The organism is Mucilaginibacter sp., assembly GCF_041663085.1.
Classification (GTDB): Bacteria; Bacteroidota; Bacteroidia; order Sphingobacteriales; family Sphingobacteriaceae; genus Mucilaginibacter.
Map to the genome: position 1 here is coordinate 1 of NZ_JBAZRC010000096.1, position 18,272 is coordinate 18,272.

General features: G+C 43.2%; 20 protein-coding genes. 10 read left to right on the forward strand and 10 right to left on the reverse strand.

The features are described from left to right. Positions 1-295 (forward strand): SIP domain-containing protein (locus WC615_RS16085; RefSeq protein ID WP_372979098.1); only part of this gene is annotated, 295 nt, incomplete at its 5' end. Here the strand turns inward: WC615_RS16085 and WC615_RS16090 are convergent. Both WC615_RS16090 and WC615_RS16095 read right to left on the reverse strand, forming a co-directional pair. Then, complete coding sequence (locus WC615_RS16090) at positions 292-663, reverse strand: hypothetical protein (protein ID WP_372979099.1); 372 nt, start codon at positions 661-663, stop codon at positions 292-294. The genes WC615_RS16085 and WC615_RS16090 overlap by 4 nt on opposite strands. 17 nt (positions 664-680) lie before the next feature. Continuing rightward, entirely contained in the window at positions 681-1,148 is a 468-nt protein-coding gene (locus WC615_RS16095; protein WP_372979100.1) for a hypothetical protein, read from the reverse strand. A 75-nt stretch (positions 1,149-1,223) separates the two neighbouring features. On the opposite strand from WC615_RS16095, the gene WC615_RS16100 reads away from it, so the two are divergent. From WC615_RS16100 to WC615_RS16115, 4 genes are all read left to right on the forward strand, one after another. Beyond that, positions 1,224-1,982: a DUF72 domain-containing protein gene (locus WC615_RS16100; protein WP_372979101.1), complete on the forward strand. Its 759-nt coding sequence runs from the start codon at positions 1,224-1,226 to the stop codon at positions 1,980-1,982. Positions 1,983-2,191: 209 nt separating this feature from the next. Next, positions 2,192-3,133: a diguanylate cyclase gene (locus WC615_RS16105; RefSeq protein WP_372979102.1), complete on the forward strand. Its 942-nt coding sequence runs from the start codon at positions 2,192-2,194 to the stop codon at positions 3,131-3,133. A 216-nt stretch (positions 3,134-3,349) separates the two neighbouring features. Next, positions 3,350-4,042: a hypothetical protein gene (locus WC615_RS16110; protein WP_372979103.1), complete on the forward strand. Its 693-nt coding sequence runs from the start codon at positions 3,350-3,352 to the stop codon at positions 4,040-4,042. An 84-nt stretch (positions 4,043-4,126) separates the two neighbouring features. After that, positions 4,127-4,270, forward strand: coding sequence for a DUF4287 domain-containing protein (locus WC615_RS16115; protein WP_372979116.1), 144 nt, complete (start codon positions 4,127-4,129; stop codon positions 4,268-4,270). A gap of 35 nt (positions 4,271-4,305) precedes the next feature. Here WC615_RS16115 and WC615_RS16120 read toward each other — a convergent pair whose 3' ends face one another. The 4 genes from WC615_RS16120 to WC615_RS16135 all read right to left on the reverse strand — a co-directional run bounded on the left by WC615_RS16120 (position 4,306) and on the right by WC615_RS16135 (position 8,088). Next, on the reverse strand, positions 4,306-5,769 hold the full coding sequence (locus WC615_RS16120) for a glycoside hydrolase family 30 beta sandwich domain-containing protein (RefSeq protein WP_372979104.1): 1,464 nt from the start codon (positions 5,767-5,769) through the stop codon (positions 4,306-4,308). 55 nt (positions 5,770-5,824) lie between these two features. Continuing rightward, a complete protein-coding gene (locus WC615_RS16125; RefSeq protein WP_372979105.1) occupies positions 5,825-6,667 on the reverse strand; it encodes a ThuA domain-containing protein in 843 nt (280 codons plus the stop codon). A 265-nt stretch (positions 6,668-6,932) separates the two neighbouring features. Then, positions 6,933-7,316: a DUF3037 domain-containing protein gene (locus WC615_RS16130; protein WP_372979106.1), complete on the reverse strand. Its 384-nt coding sequence runs from the start codon at positions 7,314-7,316 to the stop codon at positions 6,933-6,935. Continuing rightward, complete coding sequence (locus tag WC615_RS16135; RefSeq protein WP_372979107.1) at positions 7,294-8,088, reverse strand: HipA family kinase; 795 nt, start codon at positions 8,086-8,088, stop codon at positions 7,294-7,296. The genes WC615_RS16130 and WC615_RS16135 overlap by 23 nt, the downstream gene beginning before the upstream one ends. A gap of 284 nt (positions 8,089-8,372) precedes the next feature. Between WC615_RS16135 and WC615_RS16140 the strand changes: the two genes are divergently transcribed. Further along, the gene (locus WC615_RS16140; protein WP_372979108.1) at positions 8,373-10,802 is read left to right on the forward strand and encodes an AsmA family protein; all 2,430 of its coding nucleotides are present in this window, start codon (positions 8,373-8,375) and stop codon (positions 10,800-10,802) included. Here WC615_RS16140 and WC615_RS16145 read toward each other — a convergent pair whose 3' ends face one another. After that, positions 10,803-11,240, reverse strand: coding sequence for a hypothetical protein (locus WC615_RS16145; RefSeq protein WP_372979109.1), 438 nt, complete (start codon positions 11,238-11,240; stop codon positions 10,803-10,805). 115 nt (positions 11,241-11,355) lie between these two features. Here WC615_RS16145 and WC615_RS16150 point away from each other — a divergent pair, with 115 nt between their 5' ends. Further along, positions 11,356-12,348, forward strand: a complete 993-nt coding sequence (locus WC615_RS16150) for a hypothetical protein (protein WP_372979110.1) — start codon at positions 11,356-11,358, stop codon at positions 12,346-12,348. Between the two features lies 1 nt (position 12,349). On the opposite strand, the gene WC615_RS16155 is transcribed toward WC615_RS16150, so the two are convergent. Then, the gene (locus WC615_RS16155) at positions 12,350-13,336 is read right to left on the reverse strand and encodes an aldo/keto reductase (protein WP_372979111.1); all 987 of its coding nucleotides are present in this window, start codon (positions 13,334-13,336) and stop codon (positions 12,350-12,352) included. Positions 13,337-13,620: 284 nt separating this feature from the next. Here WC615_RS16155 and WC615_RS16160 point away from each other — a divergent pair, with 284 nt between their 5' ends. Continuing rightward, positions 13,621-15,372, forward strand: coding sequence for a family 43 glycosylhydrolase (locus tag WC615_RS16160; protein ID WP_372979112.1), 1,752 nt, complete (start codon positions 13,621-13,623; stop codon positions 15,370-15,372). 454 nt (positions 15,373-15,826) lie between these two features. Here the strand turns inward: WC615_RS16160 and WC615_RS16165 are convergent, their stop codons facing one another. After that, positions 15,827-16,330 (reverse strand): hypothetical protein, encoded by a 504-nt coding sequence (locus WC615_RS16165; protein WP_372979113.1) that lies wholly within the window; start codon positions 16,328-16,330, stop codon positions 15,827-15,829. Between the two features lie 89 nt (positions 16,331-16,419). Between WC615_RS16165 and WC615_RS16170 the strand changes: the two genes are divergently transcribed. Next, positions 16,420-16,920: a hypothetical protein gene (locus tag WC615_RS16170; protein WP_372979114.1), complete on the forward strand. Its 501-nt coding sequence runs from the start codon at positions 16,420-16,422 to the stop codon at positions 16,918-16,920. Between the two features lie 50 nt (positions 16,921-16,970). After that, complete coding sequence (locus WC615_RS16175) at positions 16,971-17,927, forward strand: acetyl-CoA carboxylase carboxyltransferase subunit alpha (protein WP_372979115.1); 957 nt, start codon at positions 16,971-16,973, stop codon at positions 17,925-17,927. A 207-nt stretch (positions 17,928-18,134) separates the two neighbouring features. Here WC615_RS16175 and WC615_RS16180 read toward each other — a convergent pair whose 3' ends face one another. After that, entirely contained in the window at positions 18,135-18,272 is a 138-nt protein-coding gene (locus WC615_RS16180; RefSeq protein WP_372979117.1) for a tetratricopeptide repeat protein, read from the reverse strand.

The window sequence follows — 18,272 nt, forward strand, 5'->3', positions numbered from 1 at the left end:
CCTGCAAAAAATGGTGTTGCCGCACACCCGCTTTTCGGGCGGTATTGTTATTGGCGAGGATGAACACCGCAGGTTGTTTAACGAATATTTTTGGACACCTATTGAACCCGTAGCGCGCAAGGATGTTTATGGCCACAATAGCCTAATGGAATGGGTGCTTAAACAGCAATACAGCCTGGAGAACACCATATTTTACCTTGCCGGTAACAATACAATGGTAGCCCAGCTGCGCAAATTGCTTAAACAGCAGGGCTATCCATCATCACAGATCAAGGCGCAGGGCTTTTGGTCTTAATAATTTATTTGCCTTAGATCCAAAAAGAATCCCCCTGTCAAAAGTTCATCAAAGAACTTGTAACAGTGACCTGTGAAGTTCTTTGATGCTTCTTTTTGAGTAACCGCGTAATCGGTAAGTATTTCTAAAACACCGACAACCATCATCTCCATTAGCTTATCATCTTCTACATTATTGTTAACAAAATGGTTAATGAAGGTAAGTGCGCTTAAGGCGCATGGTTTTTTATTAACTATGCTATCACGCACAAAAACTCCAAAAGCACTGAGAAATGAATAGGGTGCTTCTTCATCCAACTCATCATCATATGAGTTTCTGAATTCAGGAACACCCTCAAAAATTGCTGAGGCCATTTTGTTAAAGTCCATAAGTTGGATTTTATGCTTTATTTCTGCTTCACGTAAGTTTCTATGATCTCGTGGTTGATGTTCAAGCTGTCTATTTTTTCGATGCCTTTTTGTATCAGCGTATCATGTTTAAACTGAACGGTGAAATCAAAGCTACGGCCTTCCCAGTCGCGGGCATTTAGGTAGGCAAGGTGCTCAGTATATTTATCACCTTTAAAATCGTAAGTACCACCACCGGCTGTGTAGGTAGCATCTTTGCCTTTCCCTTTGCTCAGGTCGTGCCGCATAAATGCAAAGTGAGTGGCATTTAAAACTTTTATCATTTCCTGGTTGGGCACAGGGTAATCTTTTACTGTATCGCCTTTGGTAACCGTAACAGCCGATACCAGTTTCCAGGTGCCCTCCATCGGCGACGCTGTTGGCGGTGTATCAGGTGTTGCAGGCGTTTTTGGGCTACAGGCTGCAAAGGCAATTACCGCAAGGGGCAGTAAACGTAATAATTTCATGAGATTGAGGTTTTGTTGATTTTTACTGCTAATATAAGCGCAACAATAGTAAATGCAAGTGTGTTAAGATATTGTATGCAAAAAGCAAGGCCAAATTACTACTCGGGCACCAGCGGATTGGTGCTGCCTGTTCCCAATAAATCTTTATATCCACCGGTTTTTCAGGATAAGTCGCGGCTTTGCTATTATGCATCGCTATTCAATAGTATCGAGGTAAATAGTTCGTTTTATAAAGTACCGCAGGCATCCACCGTAAAAAAATGGGTCGATGATGTTCCGGATAATTTTACGTTTACCTACAAGCTTTGGCGAGATATCACCCATAATAAACCGCTGCTTTTTAACCCTGCGGATGTAGAACGGTTTATGCAGGTGGTTGATGCTGCCGGCAATAAAAAAGGTAGTTTGCTTATCCAACTGCCGCCGGGCACAACAATAGCAGATGCTTCACAGTTAGAGCAATTATTAGAAAGCATCAGGGATGCCAGCCCCACGCATGGCTGGGATATAGCGGTAGAATTCAGGCACTCATCGTGGTATAAAGATAACATTTATACTATGCTGGATAATTATAGCGCCGGTATGGTGGTGCAGGATATGCCAAAATCGCTTACGCCTATGGTAGATATTCCTACGGATTTTGTTTACCTGCGCTTCCATGGGCCAAACGGCGGTTACCGGGGCAGTTATACCGATGCTTTTTTATATGAATACGCCGGGTATATTAATGATTGGCTTGCAGAGGGTAAAAGGGTGTACGCGTACTTTAATAACACCATGGGCGATGCCATTAATAACCTGATGACCCTGAATAGTTATGTGAGCGAGTTATAGAAACCTGTAAAAATTAAGAGTTATTATACTGGTGTATTACATGATGCGTACACAATTTTTCTTATGAGGCAATATAATATCCCAAAAAGTGCGTAAATACTTGAATTATATCATAATTAAATTTATTGTGGTGAGATTGTGTTAAATTGACACTTGTAATAATATAATAAGGGTAATATCTCTTCCAATTTTATCTTATCCGATACTAAATGCCTAAAAAAGCCAAACCGAATGACCCGATAACTTACAGTAAAGAGTTTTTTTTGCAGAAAGAGGAGATAGAAAAGCGTGCTGCAGAATTGGTCATTGCCAATAATGAGCTTGCTTTTCAAAACGGGGAAAAGGAAAAACGTGCAGCCGAACTTATTATCGCCAATAAAGAGCTTGCTTTTCAGAATAAAGAAAAGGAAAAAAGAGCAGAGGAACTGGTTATTGCTAATAAGGAGCTTGTTATTCAAAATGATGAAAAGGCTAAACGTGCTGCAGAGTTGATTGTTGCTAATAAAGAACTCATTTTTCAAAATGGGGAAAAAGGAAAACGTGCGGCCGAGTTGATCATCGCCAATAAAGAGCTTATCTTTCAAAACGGAGAAAAAAGCAAACGTGCTGCAGAATTAGTATTGGCTAATAAAGAGCTCGTTTTTCAGAACGAGGAAAAGGGGAAGCGAGCCGCCGAACTCATCATTGCTAATAAAGAACTTGCGTTTCAAAATAATGAGAAAGAGAAACGTGCGGCCGAACTTATCATTGCAAACAAGGAATTGGTTTTCCAGAACGGGGAAAAAGAAAAGCGTGCTGCAGAGTTGATCATTGCCAATAAAGAGCTTGTTTTTCAGAATGATGAGAAGGAAAAGCGCGCGGAAGAGCTGAGCGTAGCTTACACAAAAATTAAAAAAGCAGAAGAGGTACTAAAAGAATATATAAAGGGATTGGAACAAATGATGTTTATGACCCATCATAAAGTACGGCAACCGGTAGCCAATATATTAGGTTTATCGCATATGCTGGAGCAGTATATTAAAGCGCCGGTTACTTTGAAAAAACTGGTTGGTTATATGGAAATATCGGCCAAAGACCTGGATACTTTTACCAAAGAACTTACCGTATTTATAGGAGCTTTGGAGAAAAAAGGTAAAAAGAAAACGCTATAACATCAATATAGCAGAAAAGGCCCCGTGGTATTAAATCACGGGGCCTTTCTTGTTAAATAGGTTACTTACCAAAGTAATTCTTCGCTTAATTGGATAAAACGGCCATTGGGGCTTACTTACCCTGCAACAGCTTGTATTATAAATGTTACTATAAATGACAAAGGTCTGGTTAAACCATAGGTGGCCAGGTGTCGTCATATATGCAAATTAAGAAACATGAAAAAGATATTATTGATGATAACCTTCCTGGCCGGTACAGCTGTATTCGCCCAGGCACAAACCCAAAAGGTGCATAAAACACCCGAGCAAAAAGCCCAGCACATGACCGAGGCTTTGAATAAGAAATTAGCCTTATCGGCAGATCAGTCTGCAAAGGTAAACGCCATTTTTGCTAAAAGCGCGGTAAGCATGGATAGTTTGAAGGCTCATAAATCTGCCGACCGTAAAGCAAATATGCAGGCGCGTAAAGCTATTATGGCTAATACAAATGCCAGCCTTAAAACCGTTTTAACTGCCGACCAGCAAACTAAGTTTGCAGATATGAAAGCAGGCTTTAAAGGCAGGATGCACGGTAAACGTGGCGACCATAAAGGTATAGCGCCAGAGCAAAAGGCACAGCGTATATCAAAGGTGTTGCAGAAAAAATTGAGCCTGACCCAGGATCAGTACGCTAAGGTGAATACTATTTTATTGAAACGTGCTACACAGATGGATAGCTTAAAAGCAAATCGTTCTGCTACCGATCGTAAAGCGAACAAAGAAAGCCGCAAAGCGATATTGGTACAAACTGATGGTGAACTGAAGGCAGTTTTAAATGCCGATCAGCTAAAAAATTACACTGAGTTAAAAGCCCAGATGAAAGAAAGAATGAAAAACAGGAGAGGTGCTAAAGCCCCAACTGCCGGATAATTTTTGTGAGTGAGTGATGATAAAGCGGGTAGCCAATATGGTTGCCCGCTTTTTTTGTGGCGGATAGTCGCTAATAGCCTTTAAATTGTCGTTTATGCACCTTATGGAAATAGAAGGGAAGCGGGCGACGTTACCAACTGGCTAAAACAGGATTTTGAATTGGGCCACGGGCATGCTATGGCTATTTATGCTTTGTTGAAAGGCATCAAGAACGAGGATAGCGTATAAAGAAAAAGCCCCCGTTTCCGGAGGCTTTCTTTTAATTATTGTACTACCAGAGTAGCTATTGAATGCGGCTCGCTCACAGTTTTGGCAGCTTTGCCTTTTATCCATAAGCTGTATTCTATTTTCTCGTCGGTGCGGTTCATTACCACTACGGCTATAGAGCCATTTGGGTTTTGGTAGGCGGTGGTTAACAGTTTGTCCCTGCTTGCGGCAGCAGCGATACGTTTTGCCCCCGGTTGAATGTATTTGGAAAAATGACCGATGTAATAGTAAGAGTTGGTGTACAGCAACTGACCGCTGCGGGTATCGGCATGTACCGGCGCAAAGCAGAAGTTGCCTACATGGTTTGGTCCGCCTTTTTCATCAAGCAGGATGTTCCAATCTGTCCAGCCTACGGTACCGGCGTTAAAATCGTTGATCATGGATAGGCCGTAACGTTCGCCCAGGTTCCAGTCATCTAACCGGGCAAAATCAAATTTTTCAACACAACCTTCGGTAAATATCAAATTCTTATCAGGGAACGCGGCATGTGTAAGGCGTGTGCTCTCAAAGTTTTGGCCCGCACCGGTCCACGTTTCATACCAGTGGAAACCTATACCCCAAACATATTTAGCAGCGGCAGGGTCTTCTAATATGGTGCTTGCGCGTTGGTAAAGTAAGTCGCGGTTGTGGTCCCAAACAATCAGTTTCTTAGCTTTCATGCCTTGTTTCCAAAGTGTTGGGCCTAAATAATTCTTTACAAAATCGCGCTCTTCTTCGGCGGTGTATTTACACGATTCCCAGGTTTGGGTTGCCATCGGCTCGTTTTGTACCGATAAACCCCAGATAGGGATGCCCAGCTTTTCATATTCTTTAATGAATTTGATGTAGAAGTTTGCCCAGCTTTGCGCAAACTCGGGTTTAAGCTTTCCGCCGTGCAGCACATCGTTATTATCTTTCATAAAAGCAGGCGGGCTCCATGGCGATACAAACATGGTTAGCTTACCACCTGCTGCCGCTGTTGCCGCTTTGATGAACGGGATACGATACTTTTTATCATGACTTACATCAAATGTCGAAAGCGATTTATCGCTGTTGCTTACATAGCTGTAGCTGCCGCTGCTAAAATCGCAGCTTTGTATATTGGTACGTGCCAGGGTAAAGCCAATACCGGTGGTTTTGCTGTAGTATGCAGCTAAAAGTTCGGCTTGTTTATCTTTTGGCAGTTTGTAAAATGTTTCGGCAACGGCATCGGTTAGGGCGCCGCCAATGCCCAGCATGGTCTGGAATTTCTTTGATGGGTCAACAAAAACAACTGTTTCGGTTTCGGGCGGTTGCGCTTCGGTTTCAAATTTTAACTCGCCGACGGGGGCAAGCCTTTTGTTCGATCCTTTTTCGGTAACATACACTTTTACCGTTCTGTTGGCTGCCGAGTAGGGTAGCACTTTTTTTGCCGCGGGTACCTGGCTAAATGCGCTTGCGGTAAAGCAAACGAGGCCGGCAATTAAAAATCCTTTCTTCATGGGTGAGGCTTGAAGTTTTATTAGGGTTAAAAATCAGTTAATTATCAAAAAAATATTATTTGGAAGTGCCCAGCCACAGCAGGGTATTTAAAATGAGTTTATCCTCTGCGGGGTTACCAAATGTGTGCGATAGGTCCTTGTTGGTTTTATGCTCGTAGTCAATATCATTATGGCCCATATTAAAGTATACCATTTTGTAATTCCGGTTTGCCCATACCACGGGATAATAGCCGCTATGCCATATCTCGCTTTGTTTTGGGCCTGTACCCAGTGGAAAACTCACCGGATCGATTGATGCCAGGATTTGGATACTTGGATTTTGCGTCAGGTCTTTTTCCCAGCGGTACCATTCGTTTGGTGATGCTTTAAAGGTGTCGCCAAGGCCTTTCATGGCCGGGTGGTCTTTACCTTCAACCTTTAAAATAGCAGATGTTGGCCGCCAGGTGTTGCTGCCATACTCGCCCGAACCTAAAAATACGTTGTGGTACCAATCCCAGTTTTGCGGCACTGCCGACTGGTTAAGCGCGAACGCCGAAAAGTGGAACCCCATCCAGCCGCCACCACCCTTCATGTATTTTTCAAAGGCAACGCGTTGCAGGGAATCCTCGGGGCGGGTATCTAAAAATATCACCACTTTGTATTTGGCCAGGAATTGGGCGTTGAGGTTGCTCCAGTTACTGGTAGAGTCGTATGTGAAGTTGTGTTTTTTGGCCATCTCCGGGAACCACTTATTGGCCTCGTGCATAAAACTGATGTGCGCCTGATCCTCCTTGCCGGTGTAAAAAGCAATTACTTTAAACTTTGGGACTATAGCCTTTTTTTGAGCATGTGTATTGCTTAATACGCACATGAAAAGTATGCAAAGCGCATAGGTTTTTATCCTGACAAATACGTTCATGAAGCAGGTTTTATTGGTTTATGGAAGAGCTAATTTAACATATAATAGTGTACATTTTACATACACTATATATTATTCTGCGAAAACGATTGGGTATAGAAATTTTATAGGGCTTTTAGAATTAACCACAGAGATCACAAAGAGAGAACCACAAAGTACACAGAGATTGATTTGAGTATTAGTATTAAGATTTGGGATATAAAAACCTCTGTGTGCTGTGTGCTCAACGCCTTGCAAATCTTTGTGTTCTCTGTGGTAAAAAATATTATTTCACCAATTGATCATACAAACGGGTCAAACTATCCTCCCCATCTAAACAAAAACCCGGGTGTACTTTTGAGGTTTGCACCACCGTACTGCGTGTAGCCGTTAACCAGCGGAAGCGTGATGCGGCATCCAGTTCGCCAATAGGGCCGGCATCTTTGCCGCCGGTAGCTATCCGTTGGAAGGATGACAGGTTTTCTTCCAGCGCTTCGATGTCCAGCTCTTTTGAAAAGGCCAGCAGGCGGTCTTTGTCGATGTGATACATCATTTTCAGAAATTTCTGTTTGCTGCACAGCAAAATAACCCCTACGTTCAGGAATTCCTCGCGCTCTACCCTGGGTACAACGCGGATAACGGCATACTCAAATAAGTGACGATCTTGCATTTTGTGCTTCCTTTACAAAAATAGCTGAGTTAGCTAAGCGGGTGTTCAAAAATTTGGCGTAGATCTGCCGCTGCTCATCTTCGGTCTCAAAAGAGCGGTCGGTAAGCCAGGCATCAGGTATCAGATCAACTACCGACTGGATAAACTCAGGCGTTAACAGTGCTTTAAATTCGGCATCAACCGCATCCAGCTCGCTTGCTTTGCGCAGCAGTACATGGTCTTTTATTTGCACGAACGGGCGTTTAGCCTGCTCTTCCCAGTTCTCCATGCTGTGATGAAAGTACAGGGCAGCGCCATGGTCTATCAGCCAAAGTTCGCGGTTAAACATCAGCATATTGGTGTTGCGTGCAGTGCGGTCAACATTCATCAGCAGGGCATCCATCCATACTATTTTCGATGCCATTTCGGTGGTCACAAAAGTAACGGTAGGGTCGAAGGTGATGCTGCCCGAAAGGTAATGCAGCGCCAGGTTAAGGCCCACACTAAATTTCAGCAGGTCCTGTATTTCTTCATCCGGTTCGGTACGGCCAAAGGCCTCGTCGAGGTTGGCAAATACCAGTTCGGGTACTTTAAAACCCAGCTTACGGGCTATTTCGCCACCAATCAGGTCGGCAATAAGGGCTTTTGGCCCCTGCCCGGCACCACGGAATTTTAATACATATAAGAAACCGTCGTCGGCCTCGGCAATGGCGGGTAATGAACCGCCCTCGCGCAATGGCGTAACATAGCGGGTAACGTTAACGGTGCGTAATTCGGGTGCGGTATTAGCCATGATTTGTGTGGGGCTAATATAGGGATTATTGGTAAATGGATTTGCCTACGTTGTAGTTTACTCACCCCGACACCGCTGCGCTGGTCGACCCTCTCTGCTGCGCAAAGAGGGTGGGGGAAATGATTTGATGTTCACATCTAACTAATTTGCGACAAAGACGAAAAAGAAATCCAATCAACCGTATAAATCTGTTTTATCCGGGTTTTATTCCCACCAGCTATTAATCATTATGTTACAAAACAAACAAAATAGGGTATTTGACTATTTACCTGTAAATTACGCTTATGCCAAAGTGGTTAAAAACTTCCCTAAAAATAATTGCCGGCCTTGTATTGCTTGTGGTGGTGGTATTGATAGGCTTTACGCTATACATCACCTACAATAAAACCAAAGTGCTTAAACTGGTGAACGACCAGCTTGCAAAAAGCGTTGATGGTACCCTCACCATAGGCGATATGAGCCCACGCTTTTTTAAGGGTTTCCCGGATGTTTCGCTTACGCTAAAGAATGTAGTTATTCGCGATAAAAACTTCGCGCAGCATAAACACACCCTGCTGGATGCTAAAGATTTTAACGTCTCTGTAAATACAGCAGCGCTTTTTAGGGGTACTATTGATATTAACCACATCGACATTAGCGATGCCGCTATCGATCTTTTTACTGATAGCACCGGTTACAGCAACACAGCCGTATTTAAAAAAGATCATAAAAAAGTAAAAGACAACCCATCAGAAAGCAGCTCGTCTACCCAGTTGAAAGAGTTTAGCCTAAGCAATGTTACGTTTACCGTTGACGACCGCAAGGCGCACAAGTTGTTCAACTTTGCGGTGAACGATATAAACGGGAAAATGAATTACCCGGATAGCGGCTGGCGGGCAAAATTCCATTTGGATGTGATGGCTAAAAGCATGGCCTTTAACAGCCTGCGTGGCAGCTTCATTAAAAACCAGCAGTTAAAAGGCGATTTTGATGCCGGTTATAACGAAAAGACAGGCAAAGTAAATGTATCTGTTTTGCCATTGAATATTGGCGATTCTCCGTTTAAAATAAACGCTGTTTTTGCCACTGCGGATAAACCATCAGCAACTTTTACCATTAATATTGTTGCCGACCAGATATTATGGCGGCGGGCTTCATCTTTACTGGCGCCCAATATTACACAGGTGCTTAACCGCTTTAACATCAGTAAGCCAATGGATGTTACCTGCAATTTAAACGGCAGTTTTGGCGGTAACGATGGCGGGCCTAAAATATATGTAACGGCTAAAATAAAAGATAGTAAAATAACAATACCGGGTGGAGAGCTTGATAATTGCTCGTTCGATGGCATATATAGCAACAACTATGTTAAGGATAAAGGCTATGGGGATGATAATTCAATCATTAAACTGACAAGCTTAAAAGGTACTTATAACCACCTGCCATTTACCATTGATACCGGCAGCATCATTAACCTGATAAAGCCTGTTGCCACAGGTAACTTTAGATCAAGCTTCCCGGCGGCCGATCTGAACTGGTTTTTGCAGGATGACGTGGCTAAATTTAATAATGGCTCGGCAGATATGAACCTGCGGTATACTGCCGATGTTGTTGACTATAAAATAAACAAACCCATTATAAGGGGGGCTATCAACCTACGTAATACCGATATATATTACCTGCCGCGTAACCTTAAATTAAAAAACTCGTCAATCTCGCTGAATTTTATTGGTGACGACCTGGTGCTGAATAACATTCGCCTGCAAAGCGGCAAGAGCATTGTAACCATGGAAGGCCGGGTTAAAAACTTTTTGAACCTGTATTACAACGCGCCGGAGAAGATATTGCTTACCTGGCAAATTCGTAGTCCGCAATTGTATTTGGGCGATTTCCTGGGCTTTTTAAGCGAGCGTAAAAGTGCGCCCGCTGCAAAAAGGCGGGGCAATAGCGGTAATATAGTAGATCAGTTAAGCACCGTGCTTGATAAGGGCAAGGCCGAAATGCACATGCAGGTGGCTAAGGTGTATTATAAAAAATTCCTGGCCACTGATGCCCGTGCCGACCTGCTAACAACCGATAATGGCATCATTATCAAAAATATTGGCCTGAAACACTCTGGTGGTTCATTAACCATAAACGGGCGCATGATGCAGGGGAAATCACTAAACAAATTTGCCGTTAACACAACTGTTAGCCATGTAAACATGCGTGAGTTTTTCTACGCGTTTAACAATTTTGGCCTGCAGGATTTTACTTACGAGAACTTGCAGGGCTTTTTATCGGCCAAAACAAATATTACCGGTGGCATAACCGATGCGGGTAACCTGGCACCGCACTCTATAGTGGGTAACCTTGACCTTAGCCTGCGTGATGCAGCTTTACTAAACTTTAAGCCGCTAATAAGTGTAGGTAAATTTGCATTTCCGTTCCGCAATCTGAAAAACATCCGCATCCCTAAACTGGATGGGCACTTTACCGTAAATGGCGATATGATCACTATTAAACCTTTACAGGTAAGTTCAAGTGTACTTAACGTGGATGTTGCCGGTGTTTACGGCCTAACCAAAGGCACGGATATCGCGCTCGACATCCCACTGCGCAACCCCGGTAAAGACAGCCTGATAACGGATAAGGAAGAGTTAGCCAAGAAACGTTTTAAAGGTATTGTTGTACACATACGCGCGCACGAGGAGAACGGCAAAATGAAAATAGGCTGGAACAAAAACCACAAATAGCTATAACAGCTTTTTGCAGGTAGCTACCAACACGCCTTTATCATAAAGTTCCAGGTTGCCTTCTTTGTCTATTTTGTAGCTTTCATCAGGCCTTTCAACGCTCACGTATTTGTCGCCATCCCTTTTAATTTCTGATGCTGATGGTGTAATAGGAGGGGTATCATTCAGGGTTAAATTGGTACCGGTAAAGGTAATAGCTTGTATATATACTTTATGGCCGCTGCTTATCACTTCGTATGCAATTTCTTCGCCTTTGTCAGATTTGATGGCCTCATCATGCCATGCACCAATCAGTTTACCCGAATCAACCTTCATGGGTGCTGTTTTAACGGCAACTGTACTATCTGTTTTGGCAGCGTCGGTTTTAGCAGACCTTTCGCAGGATGCGATGGTAATTACAAGTAATACGAGTGCTGATATTTTTGCAAAGTTTTTCATAGTGTTGGCTTATTTAAAAGGCCGAAGATAGTAATTACTCCGTAACAGGTTTTCTGTACAATGTCAGATTATACCTTATGTAAACGGGTATCACAAATTTTTTATATTAGTACCGATGAAAACCCTAAACCCGTTTAAAGTAATTTGCTGTCTGTTAATCCCTATTATATTGCAAAGCTGCAGTAATGAAATAGGCGCCTGGAAAAACGAGCAGATAAAACAAAGTAACCGCGACGAACTGCATACGCTTAATGCACAAGTGTTTAAATATCTAAAAGCAAACGATACCAAAAGCCTTGGTGCTTATCTTTCAAAAGAATTGCTGGACGATAATTACACCAGCCGTTCAGTCGAGTTGGCAGGCAACAGGTTAAAGCTGGATAGTTTTGTGAATTTTAACGAATACTACGTTGTAAATAAGTACACAGGTGCCGATACCATTAATAGCCCTAAACAGGGTGTTAACAGTTTCCGTTTGGTTTACCCGGGTATGGCCGAAGAAATGTACATCGCTATGTTTTTGCCGAAGAATAGCAAAACCCTAAACCGGTCAATGATAACAGCGGTTTACGCCCGTTATTCATACGGATGGAAACTGGGTAAACTGGATATAGGCACTTATACTTTTAACGGTAAAACCGCTCCAGAGCTTTATGAACAGGCTAAGCAGGAGTACAAATCGGGGTATCTATTCTGTGCCGCCAACACCATGACGCTTGCCACAACCTGCAGCAGGCCTAATGATATATGGCAATATTTAGCAGAAGACGAATTATACCAGTTCAGTAAAACGGTTACAAATGAGGCTAACGCGAAGTATCATTACCCAATAATGCTTGATGGCGTAAGCACAAAACCACGCATCATAAGGGTGTATTTTACTACAAACGACGAGGGGAGTTACCCTACCATTGGCTACCAGACGCATATCAACCTCAAAAACATAGATGCCATTAAAAAGGAGAATGAGGAGATCAGGAAAAATATAGGCAACGTTATCCCCGGCATCGATAAAACGAACAAGATCATTTTATACACTGCCTATAACGAGATGCCGGTAAGCACCCGGGTAGTACCGCATTATGATATGAAGGATGTGCTACAGTAGGTTAATTCTTATCCACAAATTTTAAGTTGCCTTCGTTGTACCCGTCGCCGGTATCGGGGTATTTCTTTAATAAAGCCTCTATATCATTAAGGTTTTTGGCAGATAGCTCCACATCAACACTACCGGCGTTCTCTTGCAGGTATTTGCGCTTTTTGGTGCCGGGGATAGGGATAATGTTTTCGCCCTGCTCCAATACCCATGCAATAGCCAGTTGTGCCGAAGTGCAGCCAATACCCTCTGCAATAGCGGCAAAGCCTTCGGCCAGCAAACGGTTATTATCTGCATGGTCCTGCTGGTAGCGTGGTAACGTTTTGCGGAAATCGCCATCTTTTAATTCGGTTATATCCAGTTTATTGGTTACCAGTCCGCGTGCCAATGGGCTAAAAGGTATAAAAGAGATGCCTAATTCTTTACATAGTGGTAGTATCTCGCGTTCTACATCGCGGGTTAATAATGAATATTCGCTTTGTAAGGCTGATATGGGATGCACCGCGTGTGCCCGGCGTACACTGTTCGGCGATGCTTCAGAAAGGCCTATAGATTTTACCTTACCTTCTTTTACCAGATCGGCCATGGCGCCAACGGTTTCTTCTATGGGGATGTTCTGGTCAACACGGTGTACGTAGTACAAATCTATTACATCCGTTTGCAGGCGTTTCAAGCTGGCCTCTATCGCGGTGCGCATGTAAGCAGGCGAACCGTCAAAGCCCGTGAGTTTACCTGAAATATCGGCAGTAAAGCCAAATTTTGTGGCGATGAAGATCTTATCGCGATTGGGTTTTAAGATCTGCGAGATCAGTTTTTCGTTTTGCCCGTTGCCGTAAACATCGGCGGTATCCCAAAAGTTAATACCCAGTTCAAGGGCTTTGTTTAGTGTGGCTATTGATTCTGCATCATCAGGTTCGCCGTAAGCATGGCTCATCCCCATGCAACCTAAGCCAATTGAGGATAGCTTTACATTGGTATTGCCTAAAGTTCTGTATTTCATAGCTGGTAGTGTAAATGTTTGATGAAGATAGGAGGTGTATGTAAGATAAGCAACGCGGTATAGCGGTTGTTGTTGTAGTGTTTCATTAAACTGACAAAAGCAAGGGGGTAACCACAGCGTATGCAGAGGTTTCACAGAGGGCACAAATACAGCTTTAATAACTTGACAGGCCTCTGTGATCTTTGTGTTTTTCTCTCTGTGCTCTCTGTGGTTAATAAAACTATCTTAATATTTATCACCATAAAAACAGATATTTGAAGCTGCTAACCAATACACTACCTGTTATGAAGTTCCGCAGCCTATTAGCAATAATCATATTTGCATTTGCCTTTAATTCATCGGCACAAACCAAACGCCTTACCTATTGCAACCCGCTTAACCTCGATTACGCCTACACTCCGTTTGAGAATTTTGCCGCCTGGGGTAAGCACCGCGCCACTGCCGACCCAACCGTTACACTTTTTAAAGGTAATTACTACCTGTTCAGCACCAATCAGTTTGGTTATTGGTGGAGCAGCGATATGCTAAACTGGAAGTTTGTTTCGCGCAAATTTGTACGCCCGTATAACCAGGTAAAAGGTGACGAGCTTTGCGCGCCGGGAACCTTAGTTTTAGGCGATACTTTGCTGGTGATAGGATCAACCTATAACAAAGATTTTACCCTGTGGATGAGTACCGACCCTACCCACGATACCTGGAAAGCAGCAAAGGATTACTTCCAGGTGGGTGCCTGGGACCCGGGCTTGTTTGCCGATGATGACGGCCGCGTTTACATTTACCATGGTAGCAGCAATACCCTGCCTATGTATGGGCAGGAGATAGACCGCAAAACCTTTGAGCCCATCGGCCCTAAAAAGGAAATGATCAAACTTGATTGGAAAGAACATGGCTGGGAGCGCTTTGGCGAAAATAACGATAATGTATTCCTGACCGGTTTTATGGAAGGCGGCTGGATGAACAAGCATAACGGTAAATACTACCTGCAATATGCCGCGCCAGGTACCGAAGGCCGCGGTTATGGCGATGGTGTTTATGTGGGCGATAAACCGCTTGGGCCGTTCACTTACCAAAAACATAACCCGTTTAGTTACAAACCCGGCGGCTTTGCAAAAGGGGCGGGGCATGGCGCTACCTGGGCCGATAAATATGGCAACTACTGGCACATCAGCACCATGGTTATTAATGTAAAGAACAACTTTGAACGCCGGAATGGGTTTTGGCCTGCCGGTTTTGATAAGGATGGCGTGCTGTATACCAACACCTCTTATGGCGATTATCCGCACTATTTGGCCAATGGTAAGGAAGACCACCTGAAAAGTAATTTTACCGGCTGGATGCTGCTGAATTATAATAAACCTGTGCAAGTTTCATCAACCCTTGGCGCTTACGAGCCAAACCTTGCGGTTGACGAGGATATTAAAACCTACTGGAGCGCAAAAACCGCCAACAAAGGCGAATGGCTACAAACAGACCTGGGCGAAGTGAGCACCGTAAAAGCTATCCAAATCAACTACGCCGATCAGGATGCTACGTTTATGGGGAAATCATTGGGTGTATATCATCAGTATGTGATCACCTCATCTGTTGATGGTAAAACCTGGAAAACACTGGTTGATAAAAGCAAAAACAAAACCGATGTACCGCATGATTATGTGGAACTGAAAACCCCGGCTAAAGCCCGTTACCTAAAAATTACCAACCTGCATATGCCAACAGGTAAGTTTGCTTTATCAGGCTTCAGGGTGTTTGGTAAAGGGGCAGGTGTAGCGCCGGATACGGTTAGGAACCTGATTTTGCTGCGTGGTGATGCCGAACGCCGTAATTCGTGGATTCGCTGGAGGCAGACGGATGGTGCAGTAGGTTATACCATTTATATGGGCACCGAGCCTGATAAGCTGTACAACAACATTATGGTATATAATGTAAACGAATACTACTTTAACGGGATGGAGAAAGGCCTGCCGTATTACTTCCAGATAGAGGCTTTTAACGAGAACGGCATAAGTAAACGGACGAAGGTGATAAAGGTGGAGTAAGGTTTTATCCGCCTTGTCATTTCGAAACGATAGTGAGAAATCTTGTTCGACCGACAGGCGGCGAACTTTGCATAATGAACAAGATTTCTCCTCGTACCTCGTTCGAAATGACATTCGGGGGTTCTTTTTTGGCCGTTGTTAGTGTTGTCACCAACAACATTTAGGACAGATATAGAATATTGTTTGAATGCATGGTGGCTTGTTGGTGACAACACCAACAAGGGCCAAAAACCCACGCGTCATTGCGAGGTACGAAGCAATCTTCGATAGAAAAGTTGGCTACATGCATGTCGAAGATTGCCGTTGTTGGTGTTGTCACCAACAACATTTAGAACAGGTATAGAATATTGCTTGAATGCATGGTGGCTTGTTGGTGACAACACAACAATGGCGAAAAGGTGGATTAAGCCGCCATCAAATCCACGCAATGACGCGGTTGTTTAATAGCATCACATTATTCTGCAACACAATTTACTGTGTCTATTATGCGCTCCGCGAGGCCCTCGGGAATTAACAATTTATTTTCCATCGTGTAGTTTGAATCTGAACCTAATGTGATCGAAACAATTCTGTTTTTCTTAAAATCATCAATATAATTGGTGATCTTATTTGATATAAAGGTAACGTACATCGTAACAGCAGTACTATCGCCATTGATATGTGATAGCTTAGAAGCAGAAATATCCCTTTTTACACCGTTGCCAAATTCAAAAAGTACATGGAGGCTATCGGAAACAAATAAGTGTTTAGGTTTTGACAACAGCGTTATGTAGTTCACTGTGTAATCATCGCCCTGTTTAATAAAGTTTAGTATGGACGAATTCGCGCTAAACATTTGAATAGCCCCAATCTTGTTCATTTTACCAGTTATGCTGTTTTTTATTTCAACACAGTTTTTTTGTGCTTTAAGCGTAACGGGAAGAAGAAGGATAGAGAGAAGAAATAGTTTTATTTTCATTCGAAAGATAAATGTATTCAATAATTTCAAATTAAATAATAAATCACCTTTTGGCTCAAAAATTGCGCGTTTTAAACAAACACATCAGCATGCTTAAACTATTATCTGCCGTTACGTTAATAACATTCATCAGCCTTAGCGCTAATGCCCAAACGCCTGATAGCACTTTAAAACCATCGCCGGTAAAAACGCTGAGCGATGTACAATACAACGCCTTAATAAAAGGTGAAGACTTTTATAACATGAGTTTGGTGGCCGATGTAAACAAATACCCATCGGCAGAGCAGGCCTTGAAGTATAAGAAAGAACTTGACCTGAGCCCCTCGCAGGTGACGGCCTTAACCGGCATTACCACTGAGTTAAAGCGTAAAAAGATAGAAATGGGTAACTTTATGGTAACTAATGAAACCAAGCTTGATGCCCTTTTCCGCGCCAAAAAGATAAGCGAAAGCGACCTGATCTATTATACAAACCGCTATGGTTTATATATGGGCGAACTGCGGAACGCCATTTTAAAAACCTACGTGGCAGCATATAATTTGCTGTCGCCGGGGCAAATTGCGAAGCTAAACAAATTGAAAAAATCATAATTAAACAATATGCCGATTGAATTATTTAATTTAGCGGCCAATAAAATTGTATGAAGATTACATTTGATTTTGAAAAACCACTGGCAGAATTGCAGGGGCAGATAGAAAAGGTAAAGCAGGTTGAAGAAAAAAACAAGCTTGACATGTCGGCCACCGTTGCAGAACTGGAAGCCAAGATGGAAACCACCAAGAAAGAGATTTATGCCAACCTAACCGGCTGGCAAAAAGTACAGATATCCCGCCACCCCGAGCGCCCTTATACCTTACAATACCTTGAGCTGATGTGCGATGATTTCATCGAATTGCATGGCGACCGTACTGTAGGAGATGATAAGGCGATTATAGGCGGTTTTGGGACGTTAAATGGCCAAACTGTGATGTTTATTGGTCACCAAAAAGGGCGTAACACCAAAGAGCGGCAGTACCGCAATTTCGGTATGGCCAATCCCGAGGGTTACCGCAAAGCTTTAAGGCTGATGAAAATGGCCGAGAAGTTTGGCAAACCCGTAGTTACTTTAATTGATACCCCCGGAGCTTTCCCAGGCCTTGAAGCCGAAGAACGCGGACAGGGTGAAGCAATTGCCCGCAACCTGCTGGAAATGGCTATACTAAAAGTGCCGGTTATTTGCGTAGTAATAGGTGAAGGTGCATCAGGCGGTGCATTGGGTATAGGTATTGGCGATAGGGTGCTGATGCTTGATAACTCATGGTACTCGGTTATTTCTCCGGAGAACTGCTCAACCATCCTGTTTAAAACATGGGAGCAAAAAGAACGTGCTGCCGAAATGCTGAAGCTAACCTCAACAGAGATGTTGAAGAACAAGCTGATTGACGGTGTGATAAAAGAACCGCTTGGCGGCGCCCATCAGGACCCGGTTGCTATGGCGGCCATCCTTAAAAAGCAATTGATAAAAGACCTTAAAACCTTAGGCGAACGCAACGTAGATGAACTGGTTGCCGAGCGTATCGAAAAATTCTGCAACATGGGTGTTGTGGAAGAAGATTAATCTTTAGGATTAAGGACGAAAAGATAAAAAACAAAAAAGCGGCTGGATAGCCGCTTTTTTTATGCACTGTTCACGCTTATCAATAAAAGTGAATAAATACAGAATGTATAACTGCTGATAATGAGTGTGTTGTAAATGTTCGCGGCGTTCACGGCAGTGAACGTGAACACTTCCCCCCGTAGTTAGTAAACACGCCCCATAGCTACATTATTTCTTTTCCAATTCTGTTATAACAGCTTTTGCCGTAGTGTTTGTTGGGTCCAGTTGTAACGAACGCTTGTAGTTTAACAGCGCCTTTTCTTTATCGCCTTTGGCATAATAAGCTTCGCCAAGGCTGTCAAACAC